24 protein-coding genes and 1 riboswitch are annotated in these 22645 nt (G+C 30.4%); of the genes, 18 read left to right on the top strand and 6 right to left on the bottom strand.

Annotated features, from left to right (window positions below):
- Window positions 1-38 precede the first annotated feature (38 nt).
- Window positions 39-1190, top strand: coding sequence for a recombinase RecA (recA, locus tag ACTTA4_RS05485; RefSeq protein WP_440633868.1), 1152 nt, complete (start codon window positions 39-41; stop codon window positions 1188-1190).
- Window positions 1191-1284: 94 nt separating this feature from the next.
- Window positions 1285-3951 (top strand): alanine--tRNA ligase, encoded by a 2667-nt coding sequence (alaS, locus tag ACTTA4_RS05490; protein WP_440633869.1) that lies wholly within the window; start codon window positions 1285-1287, stop codon window positions 3949-3951.
- Here alaS and ACTTA4_RS05495 read toward each other — a convergent pair.
- Window positions 3943-5157 carry an NADP-dependent isocitrate dehydrogenase gene (locus ACTTA4_RS05495; RefSeq protein ID WP_440633870.1) on the bottom strand — a complete coding sequence of 405 codons (1215 nt, stop codon included), beginning with the start codon at window positions 5155-5157 and terminating at the stop codon, window positions 3943-3945. The two genes, alaS and ACTTA4_RS05495, sit on opposite strands and share 9 nt — an antisense overlap.
- Before the next feature lie 76 nt (window positions 5158-5233).
- On the opposite strand from ACTTA4_RS05495, the gene ACTTA4_RS05500 reads away from it, so the two are divergent.
- From ACTTA4_RS05500 to panB, 9 genes are read left to right on the top strand one after another with little or no spacing between them, the layout of a single operon-like run.
- A complete protein-coding gene (locus ACTTA4_RS05500) occupies window positions 5234-5881 on the top strand; it encodes a phosphatidylserine decarboxylase (protein WP_428080758.1) in 648 nt (215 codons plus the stop codon).
- A gap of 2 nt (window positions 5882-5883) precedes the next feature.
- A complete protein-coding gene (gene pssA / locus ACTTA4_RS05505) occupies window positions 5884-6687 on the top strand; it encodes a CDP-diacylglycerol--serine O-phosphatidyltransferase (protein ID WP_440633871.1) in 804 nt (267 codons plus the stop codon).
- Window positions 6687-7586, top strand: a complete 900-nt coding sequence (locus ACTTA4_RS05510) for a glycosyltransferase (protein ID WP_440633872.1) — start codon at window positions 6687-6689, stop codon at window positions 7584-7586. Before pssA ends, ACTTA4_RS05510 begins: the two co-directional genes overlap by 1 nt.
- Window positions 7587-8198: an RlmE family RNA methyltransferase gene (locus ACTTA4_RS05515; RefSeq protein WP_440633873.1), complete on the top strand. Its 612-nt coding sequence runs from the start codon at window positions 7587-7589 to the stop codon at window positions 8196-8198.
- 37 nt (window positions 8199-8235) lie between these two features.
- Window positions 8236-9312: an IMP dehydrogenase gene (guaB, locus tag ACTTA4_RS05520; RefSeq protein ID WP_440633874.1), complete on the top strand. Its 1077-nt coding sequence runs from the start codon at window positions 8236-8238 to the stop codon at window positions 9310-9312.
- A complete protein-coding gene (locus tag ACTTA4_RS05525; protein WP_440633875.1) occupies window positions 9312-9749 on the top strand; it encodes a tetratricopeptide repeat protein in 438 nt (145 codons plus the stop codon). The genes guaB and ACTTA4_RS05525 overlap by 1 nt, the downstream gene beginning before the upstream one ends.
- A complete protein-coding gene (gene guaA / locus ACTTA4_RS05530) occupies window positions 9739-11301 on the top strand; it encodes a glutamine-hydrolyzing GMP synthase (RefSeq protein WP_440633876.1) in 1563 nt (520 codons plus the stop codon). Before ACTTA4_RS05525 ends, guaA begins: the two co-directional genes overlap by 11 nt.
- 21 nt (window positions 11302-11322) lie before the next feature.
- The gene (locus tag ACTTA4_RS05535; protein ID WP_440633877.1) at window positions 11323-11742 is read left to right on the top strand and encodes a VOC family protein; all 420 of its coding nucleotides are present in this window, start codon (window positions 11323-11325) and stop codon (window positions 11740-11742) included.
- A 4-nt stretch (window positions 11743-11746) separates the two neighbouring features.
- Window positions 11747-12523, top strand: a complete 777-nt coding sequence (gene panB, locus ACTTA4_RS05540) for a 3-methyl-2-oxobutanoate hydroxymethyltransferase (RefSeq protein WP_440633878.1) — start codon at window positions 11747-11749, stop codon at window positions 12521-12523.
- Here panB and ACTTA4_RS05545 read toward each other — a convergent pair.
- Both ACTTA4_RS05545 and ACTTA4_RS05550 read right to left on the bottom strand, forming a co-directional pair.
- Entirely contained in the window at window positions 12520-13131 is a 612-nt protein-coding gene (locus tag ACTTA4_RS05545; protein ID WP_440633879.1) for a YjbE family putative metal transport protein, read from the bottom strand. The two genes, panB and ACTTA4_RS05545, sit on opposite strands and share 4 nt — an antisense overlap.
- Before the next feature lie 102 nt (window positions 13132-13233).
- The gene (locus tag ACTTA4_RS05550; RefSeq protein WP_440633880.1) at window positions 13234-14490 is read right to left on the bottom strand and encodes an ABC transporter substrate-binding protein; all 1257 of its coding nucleotides are present in this window, start codon (window positions 14488-14490) and stop codon (window positions 13234-13236) included.
- A gap of 147 nt (window positions 14491-14637) precedes the next feature.
- Here ACTTA4_RS05550 and ACTTA4_RS05555 point away from each other — a divergent pair, with 147 nt between their 5' ends.
- The 4 genes from ACTTA4_RS05555 to ACTTA4_RS05570 are packed head-to-tail and all read left to right on the top strand — an operon-like array spanning window position 14638 to window position 17933.
- On the top strand, window positions 14638-15504 hold the full coding sequence (locus tag ACTTA4_RS05555; protein WP_262589618.1) for a branched-chain amino acid ABC transporter permease: 867 nt from the start codon (window positions 14638-14640) through the stop codon (window positions 15502-15504).
- The gene (locus tag ACTTA4_RS05560) at window positions 15504-16517 is read left to right on the top strand and encodes a branched-chain amino acid ABC transporter permease (protein ID WP_440633881.1); all 1014 of its coding nucleotides are present in this window, start codon (window positions 15504-15506) and stop codon (window positions 16515-16517) included. Before ACTTA4_RS05555 ends, ACTTA4_RS05560 begins: the two co-directional genes overlap by 1 nt.
- Window positions 16514-17236, top strand: coding sequence for an ABC transporter ATP-binding protein (locus tag ACTTA4_RS05565; RefSeq protein ID WP_440633882.1), 723 nt, complete (start codon window positions 16514-16516; stop codon window positions 17234-17236). Before ACTTA4_RS05560 ends, ACTTA4_RS05565 begins: the two co-directional genes overlap by 4 nt.
- Window positions 17226-17933: an ABC transporter ATP-binding protein gene (locus ACTTA4_RS05570; protein ID WP_440633883.1), complete on the top strand. Its 708-nt coding sequence runs from the start codon at window positions 17226-17228 to the stop codon at window positions 17931-17933. The genes ACTTA4_RS05565 and ACTTA4_RS05570 overlap by 11 nt, the downstream gene beginning before the upstream one ends.
- On the opposite strand, the gene ACTTA4_RS05575 is transcribed toward ACTTA4_RS05570, so the two are convergent.
- Genes ACTTA4_RS05575 through ACTTA4_RS05585 form a run of 3 tightly spaced genes read right to left on the bottom strand, consistent with a single transcriptional unit; the run spans window position 17934 to window position 19979 of the window.
- Window positions 17934-18719 carry a putative hydro-lyase gene (locus ACTTA4_RS05575; protein ID WP_440633884.1) on the bottom strand — a complete coding sequence of 262 codons (786 nt, stop codon included), beginning with the start codon at window positions 18717-18719 and terminating at the stop codon, window positions 17934-17936.
- Window positions 18720-18723: 4 nt separating this feature from the next.
- Window positions 18724-19206: a tetratricopeptide repeat protein gene (locus tag ACTTA4_RS05580; RefSeq protein ID WP_440633885.1), complete on the bottom strand. Its 483-nt coding sequence runs from the start codon at window positions 19204-19206 to the stop codon at window positions 18724-18726.
- A complete protein-coding gene (locus tag ACTTA4_RS05585) occupies window positions 19206-19979 on the bottom strand; it encodes a 5-oxoprolinase subunit PxpA (RefSeq protein ID WP_440634181.1) in 774 nt (257 codons plus the stop codon). Before ACTTA4_RS05585 ends, ACTTA4_RS05580 begins: the two co-directional genes overlap by 1 nt.
- A gap of 28 nt (window positions 19980-20007) precedes the next feature.
- Between ACTTA4_RS05585 and ACTTA4_RS05590 the strand changes: the two genes are divergently transcribed.
- From ACTTA4_RS05590 to ACTTA4_RS05600, 3 genes are read left to right on the top strand one after another with little or no spacing between them, the layout of a single operon-like run.
- Window positions 20008-20685, top strand: coding sequence for an allophanate hydrolase subunit 1 (locus ACTTA4_RS05590; RefSeq protein WP_440633886.1), 678 nt, complete (start codon window positions 20008-20010; stop codon window positions 20683-20685).
- Window positions 20675-21616 carry a biotin-dependent carboxyltransferase family protein gene (locus ACTTA4_RS05595; protein ID WP_440633887.1) on the top strand — a complete coding sequence of 314 codons (942 nt, stop codon included), beginning with the start codon at window positions 20675-20677 and terminating at the stop codon, window positions 21614-21616. Before ACTTA4_RS05590 ends, ACTTA4_RS05595 begins: the two co-directional genes overlap by 11 nt.
- On the top strand, window positions 21616-22488 hold the full coding sequence (locus ACTTA4_RS05600; protein WP_440633888.1) for a DMT family transporter: 873 nt from the start codon (window positions 21616-21618) through the stop codon (window positions 22486-22488). Before ACTTA4_RS05595 ends, ACTTA4_RS05600 begins: the two co-directional genes overlap by 1 nt.
- Window positions 22489-22519: 31 nt before the next feature.
- Window positions 22520-22609, top strand: a riboswitch (glycine riboswitch).
- Window positions 22610-22645: the final 36 nt, after the last annotated feature.

Genomic DNA, 22645 nt, shown 5'->3' on the forward strand with positions numbered 1-22645 from the left:
GATTCGACTGTTAAAAAACGTAAAAAAAGAGGCAAAAAATGACGAAAAGTAACCTAAAAGTAGTTAAATCTACTAAAGATCAAGAAATGGATATTAAAGAAAAGAACAAAGCATTAGATGCTGCAATAGCTCAAATTACAGATAATTTTGGAAAAGGCTCTGTAATGAAGCTTGGCCAAAAGAGAGCTATGGATATTGAGTCTGTTTCAACAGGTTCTTTAAGTCTTGATTTAGCTTTAGGTATTGGTGGATTACCAAAAGGAAGAATTATTGAAGTTTATGGACCAGAATCATCTGGAAAAACAACATTAGCATTACAAGTTGTTGCTGAAGCTCAAAAAGCAGGTGGAATTTGTGCATTCGTTGATGCAGAGCATGCTTTAGATCCAGTTTATGCAAAAAAATTAGGTGTAAATACTGAAGAACTTTTAATTTCACAGCCAGATGCTGGTGAACAAGCATTAGAAATTGCTGATACGCTAGTAAAATCAGGCTCTATTTCAGTTATTGTAATCGACTCTGTTGCAGCTTTAACTCCAAAAGCTGAGATTGAGGGAGAAATGGGAGATCATCATGTTGGTCTTCAATCAAGATTAATGAGTCAGGCTTTAAGAAAATTAACAAGTTCAATTTCAAATACAAATACAATGATGATTTTCATCAACCAAATCAGAATGAAAATTGGAGTTATGTTTGGAAGTCCAGAAACTACATCAGGTGGTAATGCACTTAAGTTTTATTCATCAGTTAGAATGGATATTAGAAGAATAGGTGCCATCAAAGACAAAGATGAAATTATTGGTAACTCTACAAGAGTGAAGGTAGTTAAAAATAAAGTAGCTCCACCATTTAAAGTAGTTGAATTTGATTTGATGTACGGAAGAGGAATTAGCAAGATGGGTGAGTTAGTCGATCTTGGTTCCAAAGCAGATATTATTGAAAAATCAGGAGCATGGTATGCTTATAAGGGAGAGAAGATTGGTCAAGGTAGAGAGAATGCCAAGACTTATCTAGCTCAAAATCCTAAAGTTGCTGCAGAAATAGAAATGGCAATTAGGGAAAAAGCTGGTGTTATTTCTAAAAAAATAGAAGGAAACCCGATAGATCCTGAAAAATTGGAAAAAGAAAAGAAAGTAGCTGAAAAAGAAGAAGCAAAAGCTGAAGCTACTCCTCCATCTAAAAAGAATTAATAGGTCATCTTTATTAATAAAAGGCGCTTAATTTAAGCGCCTTTTTTCCCGTACTGTATCTAGACATAAAATAAAAAAGCTGTATTTTAAAAATATGGCAGACAAAACTCTCAATGAAATTAGAAATACTTTCCTAAAGTATTTTGAAAAGAACGATCATCAGATTGTGGAATCTAGTAATTTGGTTCCAAATAATGATCCAACATTGATGTTTGCTAATTCTGGAATGGTTCAATTTAAGAACGTGTTCACAGGTTTAGAAAAAAGAGATTATGTAAGAGCAACTACTTCACAAAAATGTGTAAGAGCTGGTGGTAAACATAATGATTTAGAAAATGTAGGTTACACACCTCGACACCATACTTTCTTTGAGATGTTAGGAAATTTTTCATTTGGAGATTATTTTAAAGAACAAGCAATTCATTATGCTTGGAATTTAATTACCAAAGATTTTGGAATAGATAAAAATAGACTTTATGTAACTGTATTTCATGAAGATGATGAAGCCTTCAATTTTTGGAAGAAAATAGCAGGTTTTAGCGATGATAGAATAATTAGAATAGCAACATCAGATAACTTTTGGTCAATGGGAGAAACAGGACCATGTGGACCTTGTTCAGAAATATTCTTTGATCATGGTGATCATTTGCATGGAGGATTACCTGGTACCAAAGATGAAGACGGAGATAGATTTATCGAAATATGGAATTTGGTCTTTATGCAATTTGAACAAGTTACAAAAGATAAAAGAATAAATCTTCCAAAACCCTCTGTTGATACTGGAATGGGCTTAGAAAGAATTGCTGCATTATTGCAAGGCACTCATGATAATTATGAAACGGATCACTTTAAAAAAATAATTAATTCAGCCTCAGATATAATTAAAATTAAATCTGATAAATCTAATCTATCTAGTTTTAGAGTTATTGCAGATCACTTAAGAGCAAGTTCATTTTTAATTGCTGAAGGAGTATTGCCATCTAATGAAGGAAGAGGGTATGTGCTTCGAAGAATAATGAGAAGAGGTATGAGACATTCTCATTTATTAGGAGCCAAGGATCCAGTATTTTCAAAATTGTTTGATACGTTATTAAATGAAATGTCAGGAAATTATCCTGAACTAAAAAGAGCAGAGTCTTTAATAAAAGAAACTTTAAAAATGGAAGAAGAGAAATTTTTAGTTCTACTAGATAGAGGAATTAAAATTTTAAATGATGAAATTTCAAAGATAGATAAAGTACTACCAGGTGACATTGCTTTTAAACTTTATGAAACTTATGGATTTCCAATTGATCTTACAGAAGATATTTTAAAATCAAAATCTTTAAAGTTTGATAAAGAAAGATTTGGTGAGCTGATGAGAGAGAGTATTGAGCTTGCAAGAAAAAATTGGAAAGGATCTGGAGATAGTGCAGTTGAGCAGGTTTGGTATGGAGTTAAAGAAAAACATGGAGCTACAGAATTTTTAGGATATGAAAATGATCAAGCACAAGGAGTAATAAAATCACTTCTTAAAAATCATAAAGAGGTTGATACTTTAAATGCTGGAGATGAAGGTATCATTGTTGTTAATCAAACCCCATTCTACGCTGAATCTGGGGGTCAAGTTGGGGACACAGGAATGATTATTAAGGATGAATTTGAATTTGAAGTAACTGATGTTCAAAAAAAATTGGGGGATATATTTGTTCATTACGGAAAGGTGAAAAAAGGTTCAATAAAATTAGAGCAAGATGTTGAAATGAAAATCAATATTGGTAAAAGAAATGATACAAGAGCATATCATTCAGCAACTCATTTATTACACGAGTCTTTGAGAAGAGTTTTAGGTCCGCATGTTACTCAAAAAGGATCTCTAGTTGAGCCAGAAAGGTTAAGATTTGATTTTAGCCACATGAAGCCAATTTCAGATGATGAGATGGTAAAAATAGAAAGTCATGTAAATGATATGATTTCTAAACAATCTGTTGTAACCACAAGAATTATGACACCTAAAGAGGCAGTTGATAATGGAGCTTTAGCATTATTTGGTGAGAAATATGGAGATGAAGTAAGAGTGTTATCAATGGGGGATGAAGGAGAAAAATATTTTTCAACTGAATTATGCGGTGGAACCCATGTAAAAAACACTGGTGATATTGGTAAATTTAAGATTATTAGCCAATCCTCAATTGCTGCAGGGGTTAGAAGAGTAGAGGCTTTAAGAGATAAGCAACTAGAGGATTACCTTAAAAATAAAGAGAAAATGTTAAATTTATCATCTGAAAAAGATGATGAACAAATAAATGAATTAAGTAAGCAAATTTCTGAGTTAGGTGGAAAACCTAACTTAGATGAAACTGATAAGAAAGTTTTAATTAAAAATTTAAACAAACAGTTAGAAACATTATCTGTTAATTCGATATTACAAGATCAATCCAAAAATAAAATTAACGATCTAGATGTTAATGGGGTCAAAGTAAGATTTCAAAATGTTGAAGATCTTCCACCTAAAGAATTAAGAAAACTTGTAGATAAAGGCAAAAAAGAATTGGGCGAAGGTATTGTAATTGTTTTTGCAAGCAAAGACGACAAAGTTGGTATAGCTGTAGGTGTCACAGAAAAACTAACTGAAAAATTTGATGCAGTACAATTTGTGAAAGCAGGTTCAGAAGTAATCGGAGGCAAAGGAGGTGGTGGAAGAAAAGACTTTGCTCAAGCAGGTGGTCAAGACCAATCCAAAATAAATGATGCTTTTGAAAAAATTAAATCTCTAATTTAGTTTCTTTTTAAGATTACCATCAATTTCATCTAAAAACTGATTAGTAGTTAAAAACTTACTGTTCGGTCCAACTAGAATTGCTAAATCTTTTGTCATAGATCCATTTTCAACACACTCAATACATACAGCTTCTAATGTCTGAGCAAATTTAATTAATTCTTGATTATTGTCTAATTTTCCTCTGTGTGCCAATCCTCTTGTCCATGCAAATATAGATGCAATAGGATTTGTAGAAGTCTCTTTTCCTTGTTGATGCATTCTATAGTGTCTAGTAACAGTTCCATGAGCAGCCTCAGCTTCCATCACTTTTCCATCAGGAGTTAACAGAGTACTTGTCATTAATCCTAATGATCCATAACCTTGAGCCATAGTATCAGACTGAACATCGCCATCATAATTTTTGCAAGCCCAAATATATTTTCCACTCCATTTCATTGCGCATGCAACCATGTCGTCGATTAATCTATGTTCATAAGTGAGATCATGTTTTTCAAATTCTACTTTATATTCATTATCGAATACTTCTTGGAAAATATCTTTAAATCTTCCATCGTATTGTTTTAAAATTGTATTTTTTGTAGACATATAAACTGGCCACTTTTTAATTAAGCCATAGCTAAAACACGATCTTGCAAAGTCTTGAATTGATTTATCTAAATTATACATTGATAGAGCTACTCCTGGACCTGTAAAATTAAATACTTCGTATTTAATTTCTTCTTTTCCATCCTCTGATGTCCACTTAACTTCCATTTTACCTTTTCCAGGCACTTTAAAATCTGTAGCTCTATATTGATCACCAAAAGCATGTCTTCCAATAATTACAGGATCTGTCCATGAAGGAACTAACTTTGGAATATTTTTACAAATTATAGGTTCTCTAAAAACTGTTCCGCCAATAATGTTTCTGATCGTTCCATTTGGAGATCTCCACATTTTTTTTAAATCAAATTCTTCAACTCTTGCTTCATCAGGAGTGATTGTTGCACATTTAATTCCAACACCAATTTTTTTGATAGCATTTGCTGAGTCAATTGTGATCTGATCATCAGTATTGTCTCTGCTTTTCATTCCTAGATCGTAATATTCAATACCAAGATCGATATAAGGAAGGATTAATTTGTTTTTAATAAACTCCCAAATAATTCGAGTCATTTCATCACCATCTAACTCGACAACAGGGTTATTTACCTTGATTTTGCTCATTAAATTAAATTTATCTTATTAATTGAATTTGATTGGTTTATATACATATTAATCGAAAATTAGCAAATAGAAGAATATGTTTACCAAAATTTTTCCAAAGATACACACAGAGGGTTACAAGTTTATTGTAATTGCAGGTTTCATTACAATAATCTTATTACTAGTAAATGGATTTTTAGGATTAATTGGATTGCTATTAACTATATGGGTTTATTATTTTTTTAGAGATCCAGAAAGAACAATCATTGGTGATGATAATTATCTAGTAAGCCCAGCGGATGGCGAAGTAATTAAAGTAGAAGATGTAGATGGACCAAAAGAATTAAATTTAGAAAACAAGAAATTTAAAAAGATTAGTATCTTCATGAACGTATTTGATTGTCATGTAAATAGAACTCCTTGTTCAGGACAAGTTGAAGATATTTTGTATAAACCAGGAAAGTTTTTAAATGCCTCATTAGATAAAGCGAGTGAGGATAATGAAAGAAACTATTATAAATTAAAAGATAATCATGGGAATGACATTGTTGTAGTCCAAATAGCAGGTTTGGTTGCAAGAAGAATTGTTTGTGAGACTAATAAAGATCAAACACTAAATCAAGGGGATCGAATTGGAATGATAAGATTTGGAAGTAGAGCGGATGTTTACTATGAAAATTATGAACCATTAGTAAAAATTGGTCAAACAGCTATTTCAGGGGAAACTCTATTAGCCAAAAGATAGATATGCAACAACCTAAAAAAAATTTTAAAATAGTTCCTGAAAAAAGGAGTGCTAGAGTAATTTTACCTAATATGCTTACCCTTATAGGTGTTTGTATTGGTCTTACTTCTATAAGATTTGCTCTAGACGGAAGATATGAGTTTGCAATCATTGCAATAATTATTGCAGCAGTCATTGATGGATTGGACGGAAGAATAGCAAGATTAATCAAAGGCACTTCAAAAGTTGGAAAAGAATTAGATTCTTTGACTGACATGATTAGTTTTGGAGTTGCTCCAGCCTTCATAATGTATTTTTGGAAATTAAATGAACTTGGAAGGTTTGGATGGTTAATTTGTTTAATTTATGTAATTTGTGTTGCATTAAGATTAGCCCGTTTCAATGTAAATACTGGGGGAGAGCCTTCTTGGAGAGATAATTTTTTTGAGGGTGTCCCATCTCCAGCTGGTGGGATTTTAGTACTAACGCCACTAATATTTAGTATATCTAGTATTGAATTATTCAAAATAGATTATGCAATTATTGTGCCAATATTTTTTATTGTTACATCGTTTTTATTGATTAGTAAATTTCCAACTTATTCATTTAAAAAAATTGTAATTCAAAGAAAAGCTACAATATTTTTATTATTTGGAATCGTTTTATTTTTTGGATTATTATTAATCTATCCATTTAACGTAATTTCGATTAGTGCAATGATCTATCTAACTTTATTACCTATTAGTTTTTTACATTATCAAAAACTTAAAAAAGAAAACGAGGATGTTAGTCATATAGATGACGAAGACCAAGAAGATATTCTTTAATGAAAAAAAATGTAATTATTTCTTTAGCGGATGCAAATTATTTTGACTTATTAGATGAATTAGTAAACTCCATTAAGAGATTTAATGAGAGTGAAAACACTGCAATTTGCATTTTAGATGCTGGATTAGAAGAGAGTCAAAAAATTGCGTTATCAAACAAAGTAGACGAAATTAAAAAAGCAGATTGGGATATTGAGGTACCTGCATTTAAAGTTAAAGGAAAAGAATGGCTAAAAAGTCAAGTATCAAGAGCTTTTTTAAAAAATTATTTTCCTGGATATAGTAAATATATGTGGATTGATGCAGATGCATGGGTCAATTCTTGGGAAGCAATTGATTTATATTTTAAAGGATGTGAAAATAATAAACTCTCAATAGCAACATCTGCTGATAGAGCTTATGGAAGAGTTTTAAGAGCCGAATGGGTGTTTAGAAGTTTTGCACGAATTAAATCTCAAAATTATAAACATGCAAAGTCTTCAGGTTTTTCTGAAAAAATTGCTAGGGAGGTGGCCTTAAAACCTCATTTGAATATTGGTGTCTTCGCACTAGAAGCAAACGCTACACACTGGGAAGTTTGGCAAAGTAATTTAAAAAAAGCACTTTCATCTGGAAAAATTTGGGGATCTGAACAAATTGCTATGAATATAACAATATATTCAAACAATCTCCCAGTTGAAATTTTACCTGCATATTGCAATTGGACTCTTATAGACGGAATGAAATATGATAATGAAAGAAAAACTTTTGTAGAACCTTATTTACCAAATCATGAAATAGGCATTCTTCATTTTGCAGGAAAAAACAATGATCAAATTAGAAACGATAAAAATTTCATTTCCAAAATTAAAACTTTAGATGGAGATGTCATTGAAAAAAAACTTAGGTTTTTAAAATAATTGAAAAAAAATAAAATATCTAAAAATTGGGTTAACAAACAACGAAGAGACATTTACGTCAGGCAATCAAAAGTTGATGGTTATAGAGCCAGATCTGCCTATAAACTTAAAGAAATTGACGAAAAATTTAAGATTTTTAAAGGTGGATTAACAGTTATTGATATAGGAGCTGCTCCTGGTAGTTGGTCACAATATGCAAATAAAGCAGCTAAGAACGGAAAATTAATTTCAATTGATTTAAAAAAGATGGAACCAATTGGTTCGAGTCTTCAAATACAAGGTGATTTCACTGAAGAGGATGTTCAGAGAGAAATTAAAAATAACACAACTTCTAAAGTGGATGTTGTAATGTCAGATATGGCTGTAAATACCACAGGAATTAAAAATATCGATTCAATTCAAACAGGAGAACTTTGTAAAGAGGCAATGGTATTTGCAAAAGACTTATTAAATGAAAATGGTTATTTTATTTCTAAAATCTTTATGGGTGGAACTTTCAACGAAATAGTCGCAGAAGGTAAAAAACATTTTAAAGAAGTTAAGGTTTTTAAACCTAAATCAAGTAGGAAGGACTCAAAAGAAAGTTTTATAATTTGTAAAAAACTTAGATAGAGACTTTAAAATTAAAAGGAATCGTATATAAAAGATCATGGTTCCTATAAAAGAAGCACTTACCTTTGACGATGTTACATTAGCCCCGAAGTATTCAGAAATTTTGCCATCTGAAGTAAATACATCTGTAAATTTAACAAAAAACTTAAAGCTTAAAATTCCTCTTTTATCTTCTGCTATGGACACTGTCACAGAAAGTAATATGGCTATAGCAATTGGTAAAGCTGGAGGAATAGGAGTTATTCACAGAAATTTAGATATTCAAAAACAAATCTTAGAAATTAAAAAAGTTAAAAAACAAAAATTATTAGTTGGTGCAGCTGTTGGAGCATCGATTGCTGAATTCGATAGAGCAAAAGCCATTCTTAAAGAAGGTGTTGATTTAATCGTAGTGGATACAGCACACGGCCATACCAAAAAAGTAGGAGAAATAGTTAAATATATAAAAAAAATTAAAGGTAAGAATATCGCCTTATGTGCAGGAAACATTGCAACTCCTGAAGCAGCAAAATTTTTGATTAAATTAGGAGTAGATATTATTAAAGTTGGGATTGGACCAGGATCAATCTGTACAACAAGGTTAGTTGCTGGAATAGGTGTTCCACAGTTAAGTGCAATTTTATCTGTAAGAAATGGACTTAAAAACAAAAATGTAAAAATAATTTCAGATGGCGGAATAAAATATTCTGGTGATTTGGCAAAAGCTTTTGCAGCAGGTGCAGATGCTGTAATGATAGGTTCTTTATTTGCAGGAACAGATGAAACACCTGGTAAACTAATTAAAAAAAATGGAAAATTATTTAAAAGTTTTAGAGGGATGGGATCAGTAGGCGCAATGAACAAAGGTTCAGCTGATAGATATTTTCAAACTAAACAAAAAGACACATCTAAGTATGTTCCAGAAGGAGTAGAAGGTTTTGTAAAATACAAAGGAGATGTAGGAAGCATTATATTTAAATTAATTGGTGGCCTTAAATCATCTATGGGTTATCTTGGTTCAAAAGAAATTGTGAAATTGAGAAATAAACCACAATTTGTTAAAATTACTAAAGCAGGATTTTATGAAAGTATGGTTCATAATGTAGACGTAATCAAAAATGATAGCAAATATTAATGAATAAAATTTTAAAATTAATTTTACTGGTTGTTTTAATTTTTACGTTTCAATCTAATTCTTTTTCAAAGGAAAGTTTTTTTAACGAAGCGATTAAATTATATGAAAAAGAAAAATATGAGGATGCGAGATTTTTATTTGAGAGAAATATTGTTTTTAATCCAAAGGATGCAAATTCATATTTGTACTTAGCAAAAATTTATAATCACGAGGAAGATCAAAGGAAAGAAGAATATAACTTAGAAACCACTCTATTAATTGATCCTCAAAATGAAGAAGCTATTTTAATGCTAATGAAAATTGCACTTGAAAAATCTAATTACGATAAAGTTAAAGAATTATCTGAAACATTTGTTCAAGTATGTAAGTCATTATGTGATGAAAATAATGAAATTTTAGAGTCTTTAAAAAACCTAGAACCAAGTAATGAGTCTTGATAATAGCCTTAACAAAATCTTAATTGTAGATTTTGGCTCACAATTTACTCAATTAATAGCAAGGAGAATTAGAGAACTTGGAGTTTTCTCTGATATTGTAAGTCATAAAAAAATCAAACTTAATCAAATTAATCAAAGTGTAAAAGGTATAATTTTATCAGGAGGTCCTCTGAATGTTTATCAAATTAATAAATACTCATTTGATAAGAAAATTTTAGATTTAAATATTCCTGTTCTTGGTATTTGTTTTGGACATCAAATATTATCTAAACTTAATGGTGGAAGAGTTAAGCAATCAAAGCATCGTGAATTTGGTTTAGCAAATGTAATTAAAAAAAATAAAAGTCTCTTAACTAATAATTTTTTTGGTACAAAAAAATCTAAAGTGGTATGGATGAGCCATGCTGATCAAGTATCTAAATTACCTAAAAATTTTAAAGTAATTGCTTCAAGCTCAAATTCAAAATTTGCAATTGTAGAAAATAAAATTAAAAATTATTATGGTGTCCAGTTTCATCCAGAGGTAACTCACACAGAAAACGGAAAAAAACTCATTAGTAATTTTATTTTTCTTATTTGTAAAATTAAGAAAAATTGGTCATCAAAAGATCAAAAGAGACAATTAATTAAAGATGTAAGGTCACAAGTTGGAGATAATAAAGTAATTTGTGCATTATCAGGTGGCGTAGATAGTAGTGTGGTTGCTCAATTATTGAATAAAGCAATAGGTAAAAAACTATATTGTATTTTTGTAAATACTGGATTGCTCAGAAAAAACGAAGAAGTACAGGTTGTTCAAACTTTTAAAAAAAGATTAAAAATGAATTTAATCTACGTGAATGCTGAAAAGGAATTTTTAAGTAAATTAAAAAATGTATCTGATCCAGAGAGAAAAAGAAAAATAATAGGAAATCTATTCATCAAAATTTTTGAAAGGTATGCAAAGAAAATAAAAAATGTAAAATTTTTAGCACAAGGAACGTTGTACCCAGATTTAATCGAAAGCAAGTCTGTTACAGGGAGTCAAACTTCTAAAATAAAGTCTCACCATAATGTGGGTGGTTTACCTAAAAAAATGAACTTAAAGTTAGTAGAGCCATTAAAATTTCTATTTAAAGATGAAGTTAGAAAATTAGGTTTAGAGTTAAATTTAAGTCATGAAATAATTTCAAGACATCCATTTCCTGGCCCAGGTTTAGCAATCAGAATGCCTGGTATTATAACAAATGAAAAAATTAAAATTTTAAAAGAAGCTGATCATTATTTTATTCAGGCTTTAAGAGATCATGGGCTCTACCACAAAATTTGGCAAGCATATGCAGCATTACTTCCAGTTAAAACAGTTGGAGTTATGGGTGACAATAGAACATATGAATATTTATGTTTATTAAGAGCAATTACTTCTGAAGATGGAATGACTGCAGATTTTTATGAGTTTAAAAAATCATTTATGCAAACCATTTCTAACAAAATTGTGAATAGTATAAGAGGAATTAATAGAGTTGTGTATGATATTACTTCTAAGCCTCCAAGTACTATTGAATTAGAGTAATTTTAATTATAAAAACATCTTATGAAATATTTACATACAATGATCAGAATTAAAGACGTAGATGAATCTTTAAGATTTTTCTGCGAAGGTCTTGGTCTAAAAGAAACAAGAAGAATGGAAAATGAAAAAGGAAGATTCACTTTAATTTTTCTTGCCGCTCCTAATGATGACAAAGCAGAAATTGAGTTAACATATAATTGGGATGGAGATGATCTAGGTGAAGGTTCAAGAAATTTTGGTCATCTTGCATATAGAGTAGATAATATTTATGAAACATGCCAAAGATTAATGGATATGGGCTACACTATAAACAGACCACCACGAGATGGTCATATGGCATTTGTTAGATCACCTGATAAAATTTCAATAGAAATACTACAAGAAGGAAACTTAGAGCCTAAAGAGCCTTGGGCTTCGATGGAAAATACCGGCTCTTGGTAAGTCGATGAATAAAAAGATTTCAGATTTTATTAAGAAAAAAAATAAAACTAAATTAGTAACCTTAACTGCTTACTCTAAAAATATTGCTTCAGTTTTAGATAATTATTGTGATCTAATTTTAGTAGGAGATTCACTTGGATCAGTTTTATATAATTATAAATCTACCAGAGAAGTAACTTTGAATACAATGATTGAACATTCCAAGAGTGTTCGTATGGGTATTAAAAAAAGTTTAATGATTGTTGATATGCCTCATAACACTTATCGAAATCCTAAAGAAGCATTAAAAAATGCAAAATTAATTATGAAAAAAACTAAATGTGATGGTGTCAAATTAGAAGGTGGAAAGAAAATTATAAATACTATTAAAACTTTAGTTAAAAATAATATTCCTGTAATGGGCCACATAGGGGTTTTGCCTCAATCAGATAAAACATTTAAATTTAAAGGTAAGAAACAAAGTGAAAAAGAAAATATTATGAAAGACGCAAGGTTAGTTGAAGAAGCTGGCTCATTTTGCATGGTTTTAGAGTGTGTTCAAACATCATTAGCAAAACAAGTAACTAAAAGTGTTAGTGTTCCAACAATTGGGATAGGCGCATCTAATAATTGCGATGGTCAGATTTTGGTATTTGATGATTTAATAGGTTTAAATCCAATTAAATTTAGATTTGTTAAGAAATATGCAAATATCAAGACAGAAATATCAAAAGCAGTTTCTAAATACGCAAGTGAGGTTAAAACAAGAAAATTCCCCTCAAAAAAATACTCTTTTAATTAAAAGTATTTTTTAAATTCCTCGTTAATATTTAGTATCTCAAGATCTACCAAACCACCTATAATTAATTGTAGACCAACAACTAAAATAAATATTAAACCAATGTAAGCTATCCAAATGTGTTTTTGAATATAGTTAGCCATATAAGTAGCTAATGCACCCGTAAGAACAACCGATAGTACAAGACCAAAAATCATATAGCCAAAATATCCTTGTGCTGCAGCAACAACACCAATTACATTATCAAAACTAATCATAAGATCAGCAAACAGAACTTTACCTATACTATTTATATATGACGGTTGCTTTGTTTTTTTAACTGAAGTTTTTATATTTTTAATATCAACAAGATCTTTTCTTAAATCATTAACTATCCATACCAACAACAACCCACCTAAAATTTTTATAAAATAAAATTCAAATAAAAAAGTAGCAAAGATTGCAAAAAATATTTTAAAAACAAATGCTCCAATTACACCCCATAAAATAATTTGTTTTCTATTTTTAGGCACAAAATTTGATGCAATAGATCCAACTATCACAGCGTTATCTGCAGTTAAGATAATAGTAATAAAAATAATTTGGGTTAGAATTATGAGCTCTTCAATCAAGATGTCTAATTATTATTTTAATTTAAGAAGATTGCAATCAAAAGAGTAAAAAAAGGCGGTCAAAAAAAATTTGACCGCCTTAATAATTGTATTTTTATTAAATTATCTTTCAGACCAAGTAGGCATAGGATATTTTAACTCACAAGCTGCTAATTCAAATGGATATACTGTGCAGTATTTTCCATTTTGAACTTGCATTAAAATACCTCTAGTCTTTTCGTTTTGACCATCTGCACCAAATTTAATTCCTCTGTAAGGAACAATTAAAGACTCAGATGACATATCTAGATTTACTAGAGCTTGTCTGATTTTCTCAGGATCTGTTGATCCAGCATTATTAATTGCATTAGCTAAAGCCATAAAACCTGTAAATGCTCTTGCAGGCACATCTGACAAATCTCTTCCACCAGAGTGTGTTTTAAACAAGTCGTTTACAGTTCCAATCATAGGAATAGTTTTTGCTAAGTCAGTATTAAAAGGTGATCTTGTAATCACACCTTCTGCTTTGCTTCCCATTGTGTCTATGAATTTAGGATCTGTATAACCAGCATTTTGAGCAACTAAAAGTTTAGGATTATAATCAAGTTCTTTTGCAGTATTTAAAAATAAATATGCATCAGCTGTATAAGATGAAGGCAATAAAACATCTGGGTTTTTTGCTTTCAATCTTTGTACTTCAGAACTTAAAGTTGTTGTTTTAGCTTTGTAGCTAATTTTCTCTATAACATCATAACCTTGTTCTTTAGCCATTTTGTCTTGAGTTCCACCACTGTCAGCACCCCACAATGTATCTTCATGAATAATACCTAATGTCTTTAACTTATTACTATTCTTTTTGTTAAAGTCGTTCATGAACTCAAACATAAGCTGAGTAAACTCACCATCGTGTGGAGTAACTCTGAAGAAGTATTTAAATCCTCTTGTTGTTAATTTTGGAGAAGTAGACTCACCGTTTACCCAAGGTATTCCTGCTCTCTCAGATACTTGACTAGCAGCACCAGTTACTGATGAGTAGTAAGCTCCAAACATTGCATGAACTTTGTCAGAATTTAACATTTTCTCAGTCTCACCAACACCGATATCTGGTTTTCCACCATGGTCTCCTACAACGATAGATATTTTACCGCCGCCTAATCCTTTTAATCCTGCATCTTTTGCAAGTGGCATACCTGGAATGTTATGACTGTTATTAATGATATCTAAAGCTGTCTTAACTGCTGCAACAGCATCTTTACCAACCTGAGCAACAGGTCCTGTAAGTGGATAAAGTACTCCAATTTTTACATCCTCTGCGTAACTAATTACTGGCGCAGATACCAATGAAAAAAAAGTAAATACTGTAAGAATTAATTTTCTCATTTTTTTCCCTCTTGTTTAATTTTTAAATAACTAACTTAATACTATTCAATTGATCAATTCAATGATTTAGTTTTTTTATTTTACTAATACTTAAGAAGTATTTGTTTAATATATACATTCTTTATATATACTTTAATAATAAACCAAATGACTTCTGAAATTATAATTCAAGCTATAGTCACAGGCTTAATGATGGGATTAATCTATGCATTAATCGCAGCAGGCTTAAGTTTAATTTTTGGATTAATGGAAATTGTAAACTTTGCTCATGGAGAGCATTTGATGTTGTCTATGTTTTCATCATTTTGGCTTTGGTCTTTATTTGGTTTAGATCCATTGTTTTCAATTCCAATTACTATCCTTTTGTTAGCTTTTTGTGGGATCATCACACATTATTTTTTAATAAGATATATTTTAAAAGCAAAAATGCTTATCCAAATTTGTGCAACATTTGGATTATCTATTTTTATTAGATCGATTGCTCAATTATTGTGGACACCAGATTTTAGAAACGTTGATAAGCCTTTATTAGAGGGGCGTATTGAAATTGGATCTGTATTTATTGGTCAACCTCAATTATATGCTAGTCTTGTTTGTCTAGTTGCTTTTTTTGGTTTGTATTGGTTTGTGACAAAAACAGAAACTGGATTAGCTCTTCAAGCAACAGCTCAAGATAGACACGCTGCTGAAATTTTAGGAATTCCATCAAACAAAATGTTTGCAATAGGTTGGGCGATTGGACTTGGTTGTGTTGGAGTTGCAGGTGGAATGATGGCAAACTATTTTTTTATTTTTACTGATGTTGGTATTAACTTTGCGTTATTTGCTTTCGTTGCAGTAGCATTAGGAGGTTTTGGAAGCATTATTGGGTGTTTATATGCTGGTATAATTATTGGATTAGTAGAATCTTTAGGTGGATTACTGATCGATCCGTCATTTAAACTTTTATATGTATTTGCAATTTATCTTTTAGTTGTGATTTACAAACCTCAAGGTCTGTTTGGTAGGTATTAATGGATAGTAAGTTAGCAATTGCAAAATCAGAACCGATTTGGAATACGAATAATAGAGTAATATCAATTATTACTGGCTTAGTTATACTTTTATTTGCTCTTCCACTTTTTGGGATGAATTCATTTTATCTGCATTTATTTATTATGATTTTTATGCATGCAGTTATGGCTCAGTCTTGGAATGTAATTGCAGGTTTTTCTGGTCAAATTAGTTTAGGTCATGGAGCGTTTTTTGGAATAGGTGCCTATGCAACTTCATTTTTTTATATGGAGTACGGAATAACACCATGGATCAGTATATTTTTTGGTATGTTAGTTTCAGCAATTTTTGCAATCTTAATTGGCATACCAATGCTGAGATTAAGTGGTCACTACTTTGCAATTGCCACTTTATTAATTGGGATAAGTTTTCAAGTAGTTTTTCAAAGATGGGATCTAGTAGGAGCTGCATCAGGATTATGGGTCACAATGACACCAGAAGACTCATGGTCTGCATTGCAGTTTCACAGCAGTAAAGCTCCCTATTATTATGTTTTTTTAATATTCTTTTTAATCATATTTTTTTTAGTTTGGTTATTAAGTAGATCAAAACTAGGTTACAGATTAAGAGCAGTTAGAGATGATCCACAAGCAGCATTAAGTTTATGTATCAATGTTTCAAATTATAAAATTATAGCTTATGTGATTTCAGCAATGATTATGGCTCCGATGGGTAGTTTATTTGCTCAGTATATTTTAATTATTGATCCAGATAGAGTTTTTAATATTGAGATATCAATTATAGTTCTATTAATCACAGTACTAGGTGGAATTGGAAATGTTTGGGGTCCAATTATAGGAGCTGCAATACTTGTGCCAATTTCAGAATATTCAAGAATTTATTTAGGAGGCACAGGTGGTGCTGTTGATTTAATTTTTTATGGTTTGATTTTAATGATTATTTGTATTTTTAGACCAAATGGTCTGATCTCATTTATTCCTAAAGATATTTTAGAAAGAAAAAAACAAAGATGAAAATATTAACAGTTGAAAATCTAAGTAAATCTTTTGGTGGAATACATGCAAATACAGATATTTCTTTTGACGTTGAAGAGGGATCAATTTTAGGAGTGATAGGACCTAATGGTGCTGGTAAATCTACTTTATTTGATTTGATTACTGGTTTTACAAAACCAGACACTGGAAAAGTTAAATTTTTTGATAAAAATATTTTTGGAATTAGCCCTGATAAAATAAGTAACCTTGGAGTAGGTAGAACTTTTCAAAAACTAAAACCATTTGCAGATCAAACATTACTTGAAAATGTTATGATAGGAGCGTTTGTTAAAGAGAAAGATATTAAAAGAGCAAGAGATAGAGCTTTAGAAATTATTGACTTTGTAGATCTGATTGAAAAAAGACATCACTTTGCAAAAGAGTTATCAACTGGACAAAGAAAAAGATTAGAAATGGCTAGAGCTATGGCTATTGATCCTAAATTACTTTTGATGGATGAAGTAACAGGAGGTGTGGACCAAAAAACTATTCCTGGACTTGTTGAACTTGTTAAAAAATTAAAAAAGACTGGTGTAACGATTATTACAATAGAACATAATATAAATATAATTATGGAAATTTCTGACAATGTTCTTGCATTAGATCAAGGAAAACGAATTGCATTTGGTGAACCAAAAGAAATTCAAAATAATAAAAAAGTAATAGATGCTTACTTAGGAACATTTGATGCTGCTTGATGTAAAAAATATTGATGTTTTATATGATGATTTCCAAGTTATCTGGGACGTTTCAATTAATGTTAATAAAGCAGAAATGGTTGCACTTTTAGGACCAAACGGGTCTGGTAAAAGTACAGTTTTAAATACTATAAGTAATTTAGTTGGGCATAAAAAGGGATCTATCACTTTTGACAACATTTTAATTTCAAATATTCCAACTTACAAAAGAACCGAATTAGGTATCTCACATGTGCTAGAAAGAAGAAGAGTATTTCCTCATCTTACTGTTAAACAAAATCTTTTATTGGGTGCTTGGCATCCAAAAGCAAAAGAAGAGTTAACAAATTCATTAAACAAAGTTTATAAGATATTTCCAAAGCTAGAAACTAGATCAGATCAATTAGCAAAAACTATGTCTGGTGGTGAGCAACAAATGTTAGCTATAGCAAGAGGAATGATGGGTTTGCCTAAACTTTTAATGGTTGATGAACCTTTTTTAGGTTTGTCGCCAATGGTTATGAAAGACCTAATTAAGATATTTAAAAATATTGTTGCAGAAGGTATTTCAATTTTATTTGTAGAGCAAAATGTAAGATTAGCTCTGAGTATGGCGGACAGAGGCTATGTTTTAGAAAGTGGCAGACTAGTCATTGATGGCAAATCAGAAGAACTAATTGATAATGAGAAAGTAACTAAAGTTTTTTTAGGAAATTAACTAAAAAGCAGCAAGATCATTATTTAGTTTATCAGTAATAAGCATTTTACCTGGACTGTGAGTGATACAAAAATCAGGTTTTGAATTTTCTAAAACAGATTGAGGAGTAACACCACATGCCCAAAATACTGGAATTTCATTGTTCTTTATTGCTCTAGGTGGATCACCATATTCGGGTTTCATTATATCTTTAACTCCAATTTCATCAGGATTACCAACATGCACAGGTGCACCATGCACAGCTGGAAATCTGGAACTAATTTGAATTGATCTAATTGTATCTTTTGAACTTAATGGTCTCATAGACACAACTAGTTTTCCTGAAAATTGTCCAGCAGGTTCACAATCTATTGAAGTTTTATACATTGGAACAATAGTATTGTTTTCTATATGTTGAATTGGAATTCCTGCTTCAATTAAAGGTAGCTCAAAAGACATTGAACACCCTAGAACAAAAGTTGTTAGATCCTCATTCCAATATTTTTTAATATCATATGGTTCGTCAATTAATTTTCCTTTTTCCCATACTCTATATTGAGGAACGTCAGTTCTAATATCAATATCACCAAGATCTTTTAATGATGGATCTCCTTTTGTACCAAATCCAATTAATGGACAAGGTTTTGGGTTTTTTTGACAGAAAGAAGCAAAGTCCATTGCATATTTGCTTGGTAAGATACAAAGATTTCCTTGAACATACTTATTAGCAGCACCAGCTGTTTGTTCTTTGTAATTATTTTCTCTTATAACTTTTCTAGCTTCTAATGGATCTTGAATATCTAGCATTAAATTAGTATTTTGATTTCTTAGTTCCTTCGATTATTTCTTTTAACTCGTTATATTCTTCACAATTACAAGTTTCCAATACTTTAAGTCTTTCTTTAGCTAAATCCATTCTATTTGTGACAACATATAATTCACCTAGATACTCATTTATTCCAATATGGTCTGGTTCAATTTCTAGACCTAAAAGATAATATTTTTCTCCATTTTCATAATCACCTAGTTTTCTAGTTGTAAATCCTAAATAGTTTAAGGTATCCGCTTGAAGTGGTTTCTTCTTATTTGATTTAATAAGCAAAGGTAGAGCCTTTTCATATCTTTTTTTGGCTTTTTCTAGTTTACCTTTTTTTTCATATTTTTTTGCAACTTTGATGTGTGTTACAGCCTTATCATAATCAGATTTCACTTTACTTGTACTATCTGTGCCTGCAGCTATTAGGTTTGTTGAGAATAATGTTATTACAATTATTAAGAATATTTTTTTTATCATTACAAAAATTTCTCCATTTGGCTTAAAGGTTTTAAATTAAGTCCATTTTCAATTAAATTTTGTCTAATTGATCTTGCTGTAGCAAGTGAACTTTCATTATCACCATGTATGCAGACAGAGTCGATTTCACAAGGTATTTGCTTTCCACTGTGACAATTCAGTGCCTGATTTTTTACCATGCTTAATACATGTTTTTTAGCTTCTTCAGGATTAGTAATTAATGCATGTGGTTTTTTTCTAGAAACTAAATTTCCATCATCTTCATAGGTTCTATCTGCAAAAATTTCACAGGCAATTTTCATATCTAATTTTTTAGCTGCTTGTTCCATTTTAGAACCTGTTGGAACTAAATAGATTATATCTTTGCTTATTTCGTTAATAGCTTTTGCCAAAGTGGTCGCTAGATCAATATCCTCACACGCCATATTATTTAATGCTCCATGTGGTTTTATATGGGTAACATTTTCTCCATGATCTTGAGCAATCTTTTGTAAAATTTCATATTGATCAATAATTAATTTTCTAACTTCTTCAGGTGCAAGGTTCATTCTTTGTCTTCCAAAATTTTCTGGGTCATTGAATGATGGATGAGCACCAATGCTTACACCATTTTTTTTCGATATTTGAACCACTTGGTTCATAGATTCCTCATCACCAGCATGAAATCCACATGCAACATTAGCAGAATTTACTATATCAAGTAAGTCTGGATCATATTTATTTGAATGGTGTTTTGATTTTTCACCTAAATCACAATTTATATTAATTTCCATAGTTCTAATTGTTGAAGTATAACATGCCATGATAAAAAATATATCAAATCTTGGTGACGCAGCTGTTTATTGCGATTTTGGTGTAGAGGTAAATAAATCAGTTAACTCTGAAGTAATAAAATATTTTAAAGCTTTAAAAAAGGAGAACGTTGAAAGTATAAATAATCTTACTCCTTCTTATAATAAATTAATAGTTTCTTACGACCTTAGAAAAACAAATTTTAAAGAAGTTAAAAAATTAATTGAAAATTTAAATGTTAATGAAACTCAAGATAACAACAGCACTAAAATAGAAATTCCAGTTTGTTGTGATGATCAATTTTCTCTTGATATAAAAAGATTAGAAGAAAAATTAAATATCAGTCGAGATAAAATTTTAGAAAATTTTTTTAGTAAGGAATATTTTTGTTATATGACAGGATTTATCGCTGGTATGCCATTTTTAGGTGATTTGGATGAAAATATGAGAGTACCAAGATTAGAAACACCAAGAGTAAAAGTCCCCAAAGGATCAGTTGCTTTAACTGAACAATTTGCAAATATTTATACATTTGAAAGCCCTGGTGGATGGAACATACTTGGTAATACACCTGTAGATGTTTTTGATAATTCAAAAGAGGAAGAGCCAAATTTAATAAATCCTGGCGATATAGTAGTTTTTAAACAAATAAATCTTGAAAAATATAATAGCTACAATGACAAATAATTTTGAAATTATAAGAGCTGGAGTAAATACAACCTTTCAGGACCAAGGAAGAAATAATTTATATCATATAGGAATTCCATTTAGCGGAGCAATGGATAATAGAAATTATAGTTTAGCTAACAAGCTGGTAGGTAATAAATTAAATTCTCCAATTATAGAATTTGCATACCAAGGACCACATATAAAATATTTAGGAGAAAAAATTAATATAGCAGTTACAGGTGATATTGTTTTTAAAATTATTAAAAATGGCACAGAAATTGATGGTAATTGTTATGAGAGTTATCAAATTGAAAGTGGAGATGAGATTAATCTAATCTCAACAAATAAATCAGTTTATGGATATTTAGCATTTGGTGGAGAATTAGATTTAAAATTTCAATGGAATAGTTGTTCGATAAATACCAAGGCAAATATTGGATCAAATAATGGAAAAAAATTAGAGAACGGTCAAAAAGTAAATATCTTAAATATTAATTCAGACCAAAGTAAAAAAAAGACTAATTATATAAATTCTAAAGTTGAAAATATTAGAGTAATAAAAGGACCAAACTTTGATTATTTTTCTGAGGAAGGAAAAAAGATATTTTTTGAAAAAGAATTTTCTGTATCAAAACTTTCAGACAGAATGGGAATGAGGTTAGAAGGTCCAAAAATTGAAAATATTGTAAATACCAATATTAAATCAGAAGGTTTGTTAAAAGGGGTCATTCAGGTACCAGCAGATGGAAACCCAATTATCATGCTTTCAGACCACGGAACCATAGGAGGGTATCCAAAAATTGGTGTAGTAGCTAGTGTTGATTATGATCGTTTAGTACAAATATCACCTGGCTCAAAAATCAAATTTAAAGAGATAAATTTATCTAATGCTGAAACTTTGTTTAAATTATATGAGATGGACACTCTGAACTTACTTAATCAAATATAATGAATATTATTAGAAAACTTCCTGGACCCTTCTTAGTATTTCTAGGTGCATGTAGTCTTAGTTTTGGAGGTTTGATTGTTAAGTCATTTGAAGGAGCAACTCTTTGGCAAATATTATTTTGGAGAACAGTATTCTTCCTAATTGTTATTAGCTTGTATTTAACTTTAACTTATAAGAAACAAGTATTTAGATCCTTTTATAATTTAGGATTTCCTGGTTTCTTTGGTGGATTTATTTTATCACTTGGTTTTAGTGGTTATGTGTTCGCGATGTATAACACAACAGTTGCTAATGCTAATTTTATTATTCAAACACAAACAATTTTTTTAGCAATATTTGGTTACTTTTTTTTAAAAGAAAAAATTTCAACAATTACTCTTACTTCAATAATTCTTGCAATTTCAGGAATACTTTTAATGGTTGGAAGTTCTTTATCTCCAGGTCAAATGTCTGGAAATATTGCAGCTTTCATAATGCCAATATCCTTTGCTACATTAATTTTGGTAGTAAGAAAATATCCAACTGTTGATATGGTTCCTGCTCAATTTGTTGCAGGTGTTTTTGCGTTGTTAATAGGTTTCCTAATGTCAGAAAAAATAATGATATCTCCTAATGATATTTTTTTAGGATTTTTAGCTGGGTTTTTACAATTAGGATTAGGTTTTATATTTATTACTATTGGTGCTCAACGAACGCCATCAGCAATGGTTGGAATCATAATGCTAACAGAAGCTGTACTAGGTCCTTTATGGGCATGGATGTTTATAAATGAACAACCACCTTTCATTGTTATAATTGGAGGATCAATAGTTATTTTTGCAGTTTTACTTCAATTTTACAATTTATATACCTCAGAAAAAAAAGCGATCTAATAACATTTGACATTAAACCGTATTTATTAGAATATTTGTTAACGGGAGAGATCACAAACTTTGTGACACCGAAGGAGCAACCGCCCAGGAAACTCTCAGGTAAAAGGACCGTATTATATTAACTCTGGAAAGAGATTGAGTTCTCGCCGAAGGAGTA

It is taken from the genome of Candidatus Pelagibacter sp. HIMB1485 (assembly GCF_052048055.1).
In the GTDB taxonomy this organism is placed as follows: Bacteria; Pseudomonadota; Alphaproteobacteria; order Pelagibacterales; family Pelagibacteraceae; genus Pelagibacter.